The organism is Bacillus sp. LR_5 (genome assembly GCF_042709275.1).
The window spans coordinates 1-10,249 of sequence record NZ_JAVAXX010000234.1; the positions used below are offsets into that span (position 1 = coordinate 1).

10 protein-coding genes are annotated in these 10,249 nt (G+C 44.8%); 6 read left to right on the top strand and 4 right to left on the bottom strand.

The features are described 5' to 3' along the window. From citA to RAC86_RS29315, 4 genes are all read left to right on the top strand, one after another. The coding region (gene citA, locus RAC86_RS29300) for a citrate synthase CitA (RefSeq protein ID WP_377886327.1) at window positions 1–1,083 on the top strand (1,083 nt) is incomplete at its 5' end. 74 nt (window positions 1,084–1,157) lie between these two features. After that, the gene (locus tag RAC86_RS29305; RefSeq protein ID WP_015483011.1) at window positions 1,158–2,027 is read left to right on the top strand and encodes an SDR family oxidoreductase; all 870 of its coding nucleotides are present in this window, start codon (window positions 1,158–1,160) and stop codon (window positions 2,025–2,027) included. 249 nt (window positions 2,028–2,276) lie between these two features. Next, on the top strand, window positions 2,277–3,674 hold the full coding sequence (gene bcaP / locus RAC86_RS29310) for a branched-chain amino acid transporter BcaP (protein WP_003233350.1): 1,398 nt from the start codon (window positions 2,277–2,279) through the stop codon (window positions 3,672–3,674). Window positions 3,675–3,792: 118 nt separating this feature from the next. Next, complete coding sequence (locus RAC86_RS29315) at window positions 3,793–5,148, top strand: sodium-dependent transporter (RefSeq protein WP_116315404.1); 1,356 nt, start codon at window positions 3,793–3,795, stop codon at window positions 5,146–5,148. Between the two features lie 35 nt (window positions 5,149–5,183). Here the strand turns inward: RAC86_RS29315 and pdxR are convergent, their stop codons facing one another. Then, window positions 5,184–6,593 carry a MocR-like pyridoxine biosynthesis transcription factor PdxR gene (gene pdxR, locus RAC86_RS29320; RefSeq protein ID WP_377886328.1) on the bottom strand — a complete coding sequence of 470 codons (1,410 nt, stop codon included), beginning with the start codon at window positions 6,591–6,593 and terminating at the stop codon, window positions 5,184–5,186. A 109-nt stretch (window positions 6,594–6,702) separates the two neighbouring features. Here pdxR and RAC86_RS29325 point away from each other — a divergent pair, with 109 nt between their 5' ends. Continuing rightward, window positions 6,703–7,131: a GNAT family N-acetyltransferase gene (locus RAC86_RS29325; protein WP_009966899.1), complete on the top strand. Its 429-nt coding sequence runs from the start codon at window positions 6,703–6,705 to the stop codon at window positions 7,129–7,131. 32 nt (window positions 7,132–7,163) lie between these two features. Here the strand turns inward: RAC86_RS29325 and RAC86_RS29330 are convergent, their stop codons facing one another. The 3 genes from RAC86_RS29330 to sigM are packed head-to-tail and all read right to left on the bottom strand — an operon-like array spanning window position 7,164 to window position 8,999. After that, complete coding sequence (locus RAC86_RS29330) at window positions 7,164–7,454, bottom strand: anti-sigma-M factor (RefSeq protein ID WP_003233341.1); 291 nt, start codon at window positions 7,452–7,454, stop codon at window positions 7,164–7,166. Next, window positions 7,442–8,518 (bottom strand): anti-sigma factor, encoded by a 1,077-nt coding sequence (locus RAC86_RS29335; protein WP_010886459.1) that lies wholly within the window; start codon window positions 8,516–8,518, stop codon window positions 7,442–7,444. Before RAC86_RS29335 ends, RAC86_RS29330 begins: the two co-directional genes overlap by 13 nt. Then, on the bottom strand, window positions 8,508–8,999 hold the full coding sequence (gene sigM / locus RAC86_RS29340; protein ID WP_003224177.1) for an RNA polymerase sigma factor SigM: 492 nt from the start codon (window positions 8,997–8,999) through the stop codon (window positions 8,508–8,510). The genes RAC86_RS29335 and sigM overlap by 11 nt, the downstream gene beginning before the upstream one ends. Window positions 9,000–9,196: 197 nt before the next feature. Between sigM and akrN the strand changes: the two genes are divergently transcribed. Beyond that, a complete protein-coding gene (gene akrN, locus RAC86_RS29345) occupies window positions 9,197–10,192 on the top strand; it encodes an aldo/keto reductase AkrN (RefSeq protein ID WP_240304250.1) in 996 nt (331 codons plus the stop codon). The last annotated feature ends 57 nt before the right edge of the window (window positions 10,193–10,249 follow it).

The following is a 10,249-nucleotide window of genomic DNA, read 5'->3' on the forward strand; positions in this document are numbered from 1 at the left end:
AAGGGAATTACATGTGTGGAAACATCCATCAGCCATATTGATGGTGAAAAAGGGCGTCTGATTTACAGAGGACATCATGCAAAAGACATCGCACTGAATCACAGGTTTGAAGAAGCAGCTTATTTGATTTTATTTGGGAAACTGCCTTCAACTGAAGAATTGCAGGTATTTAAAGATAAGCTGGCTGCGGAACGGAATCTTCCGGAACATATTGAGCGCTTGATTCAATCACTGCCAAACAACATGGACGATATGTCGGTGCTGAGAACGGTTGTTTCAGCATTGGGGGAAAATACGTACACATTCCATCCGAAAACAGAGGAAGCAATCCGGCTGATTGCAATCACGCCTTCTATCATTGCATACAGAAAAAGATGGACGCGCGGTGAACAAGCAATTGCACCTTCTTCCCAGTACGGACATGTCGAAAACTACTATTATATGCTCACAGGCGAACAGCCTTCAGAGGCAAAAAAGAAAGCGCTTGAAACCTATATGATTCTGGCCATGGAGCACGGCATGAACGCATCCACTTTTTCGGCACGAGTCACGTTATCAACAGAGAGTGATTTAGTGTCAGCCGTCACGGCTGCTCTCGGCACGATGAAAGGTCCGCTTCACGGAGGCGCTCCTTCTGCGGTGACAAAAATGCTTGAAGACATTGGAGAAAAAGAACATGCTGAAGCTTATCTGAAAGAAAAACTCGAAAAAGGAGAGCGCTTGATGGGATTCGGCCACAGGGTGTACAAAACAAAAGACCCGCGGGCAGAAGCTTTGAGACAGAAAGCAGAAGAGGTGGCCGGCAATGACCGTGATCTTGATCTTGCGCTGCATGTAGAAGCAGAAGCGATTCGTTTGCTAGAAATCTACAAACCGGGACGAAAGCTGTACACAAATGTTGAATTTTACGCGGCTGCAGTGATGAAGGCCATCGATTTTGACGATGAATTGTTTACTCCGACCTTTTCAGCAAGCCGAATGGTAGGGTGGTGCGCCCATGTGCTGGAACAGGCAGAAAACAACATGATTTTCCGCCCGTCAGCGAAATATACCGGTGCCATTCCCGAGGAAGTTCTTTCATAACATATTTTGGCGTTTATTCATTTCTGTCGTGTGGTAACGTTCAGTATCAACCACATGTCTAGGAGTGATGAATGGTGAACCCAATGGACAGACAAACAGAAGGACAAGAACCGCAGCATCAGGACAGACAGCCGGGCATTGAGTCAAAAATGAATCCGCTGCCGCTGTCAGAGGACGAGGATTATCGAGGAAGCGGAAAACTGAAAGGAAAAGTTGCGATCATTACTGGAGGCGACAGCGGAATAGGGAGAGCAGCAGCTATTGCCTTTGCTAAAGAGGGGGCTGATATCTCCATTCTATACTTAGACGAGCATTCGGACGCAGAGGAAACACGTAAACGGATCGAAAAGGAGAATGTCCGCTGCCTGCTTATCCCAGGAGATGTTGGGGACGAGAACCATTGTGAACAAGCTGTGCAGCAAACAGTGGACCATTTTGGTAAACTCGATATCTTAGTGAACAACGCCGCTGAACAGCATCCCCAGGACAGCATTCTTAATATTTCAACAGAACAGCTGGAAAAAACCTTTCGCACAAATATTTTTTCCATGTTTCATATGACGAAGAAAGCTTTGCCTCACCTGCAAGAGGGGAGTGCCATTATTAATACGACATCGATTACCGCTTATGAAGGGGATACGGCGTTAATTGATTATTCCAGCACAAAGGGTGCGATTGTTTCCTTTACGCGTTCCATGGCGAAGTCGCTTGCAGATAAAGGCATCAGAGTGAATGCGGTGGCGCCCGGTCCGATTTGGACACCGCTTATTCCAGCGACATTCCCTGAGGAAAAAGTGAAACAGCACGGCTTGGATACCCCGATGGGAAGACCGGGACAGCCGGTTGAGCATGCAGGCGCCTATGTTCTGCTGGCGTCTGACGAATCTTCCTATATGACAGGGCAGACCATTCATGTGAATGGCGGCCGTTTTATTTCAACGTAATCAACGAAAAACCAGCTCAAGAGCTGGTTTTTTTGTGTGGTGAAAAATTTCAAAATAAAAAATTTGTCGATTTTTCTAACAATTTTGTTTTCATTTTTGCAATTTTATATATAATATTGAGTAGGAGAAAGGAATGATTCGCGACCAGTACAAATATAGTAGAAAAAAAGAAAAATGACCATTGTTACTCATGAATTCAGAAAATTCAAATAAAATATATAAAAATAGATGATCGGGAGTTGAAGGGGAATGAAAGGGAGCGTTTTCAGGAAGAAAAGCATTCAGGATTTAATCGCTGCGACGAGCGGGGAAAAATCTTTAAAAAGAGAATTAGGGGCATTTGATTTAACGTTGCTTGGAATTGGCGCCATTATTGGCACAGGGATTTTTGTTCTGACGGGAACAGGCGCAGTCACGGCCGGTCCCGGGCTGACGATTTCATTTGTTGTGGCGGCGTTGGCTTGTTTATTCGCCGCCCTGTCTTACGCGGAATTTGCGTCAAGTGTGCCTGTTTCAGGTTCGGTGTATACATTCACTTATGCGACATTGGGAGAGCTTATGGCCTTTATTATCGGGTGGGATTTAATTTTAGAATACATGCTGGCGGTAAGTGCAGTGTCGGTCGGCTGGTCTGGTTATTTCCAATCGTTTTTATCAGGGCTTGGCATTCATCTTCCGGTTGCTTTAACAGCGGCACCGGGCGCAGTGAAAGGCACCTTTACCCTGTTTAATCTTCCTGCATTCGTCATTGTAATGGCGATCACATATTTGCTTTATTTAGGCATCAAAGAATCAAAAAGAGTCAACAATATCATGGTTATCTTGAAGATACTGGTTGTTCTGCTATTTATCGCGGTGGCAGCCGTTTACGTGAAGCCGCACAACTGGCAGCCGTTTATGCCAATGGGCTTTGGCGGCGTATTCAGTGCAGCGGCGCTCGTATTCTTTGCTTTTATCGGATTTGACGCTGTATCCTCTGCTGCGGAAGAGACGAAAAATCCCGCGAAAGATCTGCCTAAAGGCATTATTTTCTCTTTACTGGTCTGCACGATTTTATATGTCACCGTATCAGCAATCATGACTGGGGTTATCCCGTTTGCTCAATTTGCGGGTGTGGATCATCCGGTTTCTCTAGTTCTTCAAAGCGCAGGACAAAACTGGGTGGCTGGCATCATTGATATTGGCGCCGTGTTGGGAATGACAACAGTTATGCTCGTGATGCTTTACGGGCAGACACGCGTCATGTTTGCCATGTCGCGTGACGGACTTGTGCCGGGTTCACTTTCTAAAGTGCATCCAAAGCACAAAACACCTTATGTGGCCACTTGGTTTTTCGGAACGATGTCGGCGCTTCTCGGCTCACTTGTTCCGCTGGATGAACTTGCAAAGCTGGTGAACATCGGGACGCTGTCGGCATTTGTACTTATTTCTGTGGCAGTTATCGTTTTGAGAAAGAAACAGCCGGATCTTCCGAGAGCCTTTAAATGCCCGGGAGTTCCGTTTATCCCGGGCCTGGCAATTCTGTTCTGCCTGTTCTTGATTTTAAATCTGGGATGGGTGACGATTGTCCGCTTCCTAGTGTGGCTGTTAATCGGCTTGGTAATCTATTTCCTGTATTCAAGAAAGCATTCAAAATTAAATCAATAACCTTTTGATAAAGAGAGCGGCCATACAGGCCGCTCTCTTTTCTGTTCCTGGCAAATGAATCTATAGAAATGAAGACAAAAATAAGAGATAATATAGGCTGGAAAGGAAGTGACGTTTATTGTCTGAGCAAAAACCAGTCCAATGGGCTTCGAAAATCGGTTTCGTCATGGCAGCCGCCGGCTCGGCTATCGGCTTGGGCGCGATTTGGAAGTTCCCTTACGTAGCGGGGACCAATGGGGGAGGAGCCTTTTTTCTTATCTTCGTGTTATTTACCATCCTCTTAGGCTATCCGCTTTTGGTGGGGGAATTTATTTTTGGAAGACGGAACCAGACGAATGCCATTGATGCATATAAAAAAGAAGCGCCGCGATCAGCTTGGTTTCTTACAGGGTGGATCGGTGTAGCCGCGTGTTTCTTAGTGCTGTCGTTTTACAGTGTAATCGGGGGATGGATTTTGCTGTATATCGTGAAAACAGCGTCAGGATCACTGTCCGGGCTTTCTCAAGCACAGTATGGCGCTCTTTTTGCTTCTATTATCCAAAATCCGGTGCAGACGCTCGTGGCTCAGCTTGTCTTTATGGTACTTACTGTCATCGTTGTCGCAAGAGGGGTTCAAAAAGGGATTGAACGGGTAAGCGCGGTGATGATGCCGATTTTGTTTTTATTGTTTATTCTGCTCGTTCTTCGGTCTCTTACGCTTAATGGTGCAATGGAAGGCGTAAAGTTTCTGCTTGTGCCTCATTTCGGCGATCTGACTCCGGAATCCATATTATTCGCGCTGGGACAGGCCTTCTTTACGTTAACACTGGGGGTTTCGGTTATGGTGACCTACAGCTCCTATTTGCCGAAAACACAAAATATCCCTCGTTCGGCAGCCTCCATTGTCTTGATGAATATCATTGTGACACTCTTGGCAGGTTTGGCTATTTTTCCGGCGGTTTTCTCATTCGGTTTTCAGCCAAATGAAGGACCGACACTGCTGTTTACAGTGCTTCCGGCCGTTTTTGAACAGCTTCCGTTCGGCACGTTGTTTTTTATCGGTTTTCTCGTTGCATTTTTATTTGCAGCCTTAACCTCAGCATTTTCGATGGTTGAAATTATCGTTGCCACAATCGGAAAAGGGGACGAAAAGAAGAGAAAAAAACTGTCATGGACGAGCGGGCTTTTGATCTTTTTGGTCGGAATCCCATGCTGCTTGTCTTATGGCGTTTTGAGTGATGTGCACCTATTTGGCAAAACGTTTTTTGATATTGCCGATTTTACCGTCAGCAATGTTTTGATGCCTTCAGGCGCTCTGTTAATTTCTCTATTTATCCCGCTGAAAATTTCGAAAAGCGAACTCTTGGCTGAAATGCGAAATGGATCAAATGCAGGTAAAGCATTCTTTTACACGTGGTTTTATTTGCTTCGTTTTATCGTGCCGCTTGCCATTATTATCGTGTTCTTAAATTTAATCGGAATTTTATCATTTTAAAAAAACAGGCTCCGTTTCCGGGGCCTGTTTTTTATTTAATAAGATGATATCAACGGTGCCCATGCCGTTTTCAGTTTTTGGATGCCGAGCCTGATGTCCTCTTCTGACAAACCGCCATAACCGATTAAGACAGAAGCAAAAGGCGTCTGTTCTTTATATGAGGGAGACACGGGATAGATGGTTACACCGTGGTCTGCGGCTGCTTGTATTGCTTCTTCCTCACTTGCTGGAAACAAAAGGCGCAGCAGGATGTGAAGCCCCGAGTTCTTACCGAGAATCTCAACGGTGTTTCCCAGTTCAGAGCGGATGGCTTCTAACAGGACAGCGTGTTTTTTTCGGTATAAGCTTCTCATTCTATTTATGTGTTTTTGCCACTCTCCGGTTTCGATGAAGTCTGCCAGTGCCAATTGCGAGTGAACAGAGACGGTCTGCTTCATTAACTGAGCACTGTTTTTGATCGGTTCCATGAGTTCAGGGGGCGCAATCATGAAGCTGAGCCGCAAGGAAGGCAGAAGTGACTTTGAAAAAGTGCCCAGATATATGACTCTGCCATTCGGATCAAGCCCCTGTAAAGACGGAATGGGATGGCCGCTGTAGCGAAATTCTCCATCGTAATCATCTTCTATAATGAATGAATTTGTTTCTGCCGCCCATGCCAGTAGCTCCTGTCTGCGGGTAATCGTCATAATGGTCCCAATCGGAAACTGATGCGAAGGAGTCGTATACATGAGATAAGGATTCTGACGGTAGAGCTCATCCGGCAGGACGCCTTCTGCATCAGAACAAATCGGAGTGACATCCATGTGATTTGCTTCAAACATCCTTCTTGAACGGTGAAAGCCCGGTTCTTCAAAGCCGATTTTTGTACCTGGCTTTAGCGAAAGGCAAAGAATTTGCAGAAGCACGGTGGTTCCTGCGCCGATGATAATCTGGCCGGGTTCACAATTTACTCCCCGAGACAGCCTGACGAATCGGGCAATCATGTGCCTGAGTTCGTATTCTCCTTGAGGATCGCCAGAGGTGTGAAACGATCCGGAATAGCGATCAAGACTTTTTACTATGCTTTTTCTCCATGCGTTAAAGGGAAAGAGGGTCGGATCAACGCTGCCCTGATGGAAGTCAATAGCAGGTGCGTTTTTTTGATGTAATCCCGGCTGTACAGACTGCTGAAAATGGTCAGGAGCTGTCGGGAATCCTGGTTCTACTTCCGCCGCGAACCAGCCGATTTTCGGCTTGCTTTTGACATAGCCCTCAGCAGTTAATTGCTCATAAGCTCGTTCTATAGTTGCCGTGCTGACATCGAGCAAGCTGGAGAGCCTGCGTTTTGACGGAAGTCTTGTTCCCTTTGTTATTCGCGCATGTGAAATTTCTTGTTTAAAAAAGGTATAAAGCTGCTCATACAGCGGTGTTTTGCTCTTTTTATCAAGAAACGGCGTAATATCCATCTCATGTCTCCTTTGTAGCTGGCATGGTCATTTTTTCTGATATTGGCTATTTGGCAAATGCCATTTATTAGCTATGATCATTGTAACGAAAGGAAAGGGGATTGAGAAGATGATCCATATGAAACAATTAACCTCGAAAGAAGAATGGGCTGAGTCGTATCCGATTATGAGTGAATTGAGAACAGAACTGGATATAGAGACGTATTTACAAAGGCTTGAAGCCTGTGTGCAGAAAGAATCGTATATGCTGTTTGCCTTATATGAAAATACAGCAATCAGAGCGCTGTGCGGGGCTCTGCCGAGAGTTTCCATTCATAAAGGAGAGCACTTGTGGATTGCGGATCTTGTTACAACGGCACCTTGCCGATCAAAGGGATACGGCAAAATGCTTTTGGATTATGCCTCAGACTGGGCGAGAAAAGCCGGACTTGGTTTTGTCAGTCTTTCATCTGGCCTTCAGCGTAAAGACGCACATCGATTTTATACAGATAAAATGGGTTTTACTATAGAAAGTTATTTGTTCCGAAAACCGGTATAACGAAAAAAAAGACGCCTGAAAAGGCGTCTTTTTTAAAAGCCAAACTGTAAATTCGTATCTACAGATACAATGGTATACACACAAATAATCACAAAGAGATTAAGGATGACGCCGAGCAGGCCTGGACCTGTGCGCCCTCTCTTGATGAAGAGTTCAACAACGCCGAACGGAACGGCAGCCATGGCAAACGGAAGCATTTGATAGGAATAAAACGTGACGTTGCTGATAATGGCCAAATTCAGCAACAGCAGGGACAGAACCGCTGTCCCGACAGAGATCCAGCCGAATACATTGTGTTCTTTAAAAATTCTTACCAATTCCATAATTCCACCTCGCCGACATTCGCTGATTTTACAGATTTATTTTTCAGCATGCGCTGGATTTCCTTGGTTGGCCCTGTAACGACCGAACCGTATACATTGACACCGTTTTTCTCTACATAATCTAATCGGTTATCTACATTCAGGTCTTTCCGTTTTGAAATGACCTGAGCCCATTTTTCGTGTTTGGACATGAATTTCAGGGCGTTGATAAACTGATCGCCATTCGACTTGCCTTTTGTATTAAGGGCGGCCAAGAACTTTGAATCCTTTCCAGGATAGCCAAGAGGTTCTGTGGAAGCTGTCTTATTTGTGTTTTTCTCTGTTTCGATTGCGTTCCACAAAAAGCTCACATCATAGCCTTTGAATTTGTTATACACGTCTTTTGTCGGATATGCACGGTCATATGAAAGGTAGACCTCTGATACCGTTCCTTCAGGCAATGTGCTTAACGTTTTTTCTGCTTTTGCGGTCGTTTGTTCAGACTTGTTTGAAGGATGTGTAAAGTAATGGCCGGTTTTATTCACTTCTAAGTCATAGTAGTTTACTGCCGGCGCTTTTACTTTGTTATAAAACATTTCAACCCGTTCATTCCCTACGGCAGCCGTCTTCGTGCCAATCTGCTTTTGCAGCGGGAATTCCGTATTCATTCCAAATAGCTTCACTTGGCTTTTCAGTCCGGAAGTATCAACAAGAACATTCGGCATGGTCAGGGCTACAGTGACCGCGGCAGTTTCCATAAACTCATTGCCGGTGCTGTGTTTTCCACCCATTCCGTAATAGAGGTAGCTTCCCAGCGTACAAAGCGGCAAAATCATCAATGTCGAAATGACGGCAAGCACAGAAATTCGCAAATAAGACTTGCGTTTGCCGTAGGCTAAAATCGCTTTTTGTTTTTCAGGACTGATGCTGAGATCCCAATCGTTATCGTCCTCTAGTTCGCTGTCAATCAGTTCCTGATATACTTCGAGCTTCTCAAGTTCTTCCTCAAATGCAGTCATTTCCTGGTCGCTCATTTCCCCATTTTTATATTGATCAAAACGCTTTTTAAATTCTTCATTCATCATTAACACCTCTATTATAAAGTGCTTTCAGCCGCTGTCTGGCACGAAATAAAACACTTTTAAAATTCGCCTCTGAAATATTCATAATATGGGATGCTTCTTTGTAGTTTAACTCTTTTAAATAATATAGCGTTAAGGCCTCCCGATAATTATCGGGGAGCTCGGACATATAACCAGTCAGCACTTCCTTTATCTCTACCTGATGGGCAGGACTTTGAACAGCATTTTGAAAGAGGCTTCCGATTAAGTCATCAGAAATGGTTACTTCTTTCTTATGCTTTCTGACGTAATCAATGAAGGCGTTTCGCGCCACTTGAAAAAGCCAGGGCTTTACTTTGCTGTGATCATAGGAGTGAATGTGTATGTATGCCCGCATAAAGGTTTCCTGCAGCAAGTCTTCAGCAAGATGCTTGTCTTTTGTCATGGAGAGCAGGAACCTGTAAACATCATTCATGTACATTTGGTAAATTTCATCGATCGTCACTGCCTTTTCTCCCCTCTATGTTATACACGCATAAGAAAGGTTTAAAGTTGCACATTACATGCAAACGGCTTTTTTATACCTAATCAAACACCATTACTATATAGTACCCAAAAATGGCCGCAAAAGATAGTGCGGAGAAATGTTTAACATTTTTTCCAGAGGGGAAAAGATAGTGAAAAAAGTGAAGGAGTGGCACTATGGAATATACCAGTATAGCAGATACAGGAATAGAAGCCTCCAGAATCGGCCTCGGCACATGGGCCATTGGCGGAACGATGTGGGGAGGCACTGACGAAAAAACATCGATTGAAACAATCCGCGCCGCTCTTGATCAGGGGATTACACTGATTGACACCGCGCCGGCTTACGGCTTCGGGCAGTCCGAGGAAATCGTCGGAAAGGCAATCAAAGAGTACGGCAAAAGAGACCAGGTGATTCTCGCAACGAAAACGGCTCTGGACTGGAAGAACAACCAGCTGTTCCGCCATGCGAACAGAGCGAGAATTGTAGAGGAAGTTGAGAATTCTTTGAAACGGCTTCAAACAGACTATATTGATCTTTATCAGGTGCATTGGCCCGATCCGCTTGTGCCAATTGAAGAAACGGCTGAAGTCATGAAGGAATTATATGATGCGGGAAAAATCCGGGCGATTGGCGTCAGCAATTTTTCAATTGAGCAAATGGATACATTTCGCGCCGTCGCACCTCTCCATACGATTCAGCCTCCATATAATCTGTTTGAAAAAGAGATGGAAGAGAGTGTCCTTCCTTATGCGAAAGATAACAAGATAACAACATTATTATACGGCAGTTTATGCAGAGGGCTGTTAACAGGCAAAATGACCGAAGAGTATACATTTGAGGGCGATGATCTGCGTAATCACGATCCAAAATTCCAGAAGCCCCGCTTTAAAGAGTATCTTTCTGCTGTCAATCAATTGGATAAGCTGGCGAAGACACGTTATGGAAAATCAGTGATTCACTTGGCTGTCAGATGGATCTTAGATCAGCCGGGAGCGGATATCGCTCTTTGGGGGGCAAGAAAGCCTGGGCAGCTTGAGGCCCTATCTGAGATTACAGGCTGGACGCTGAACAGTGAAGATCAGAAAGATATCAATACTATATTGGAAAATACGATATCAGACCCTGTCGGACCGGAGTTTATGGCCCCGCCGACCAGAGAGGAAATATAACAAAAGCTGAGGACGAATCCTCAGCTTTTTGGCGTTTTAACGGGAGAAATCTTAAAA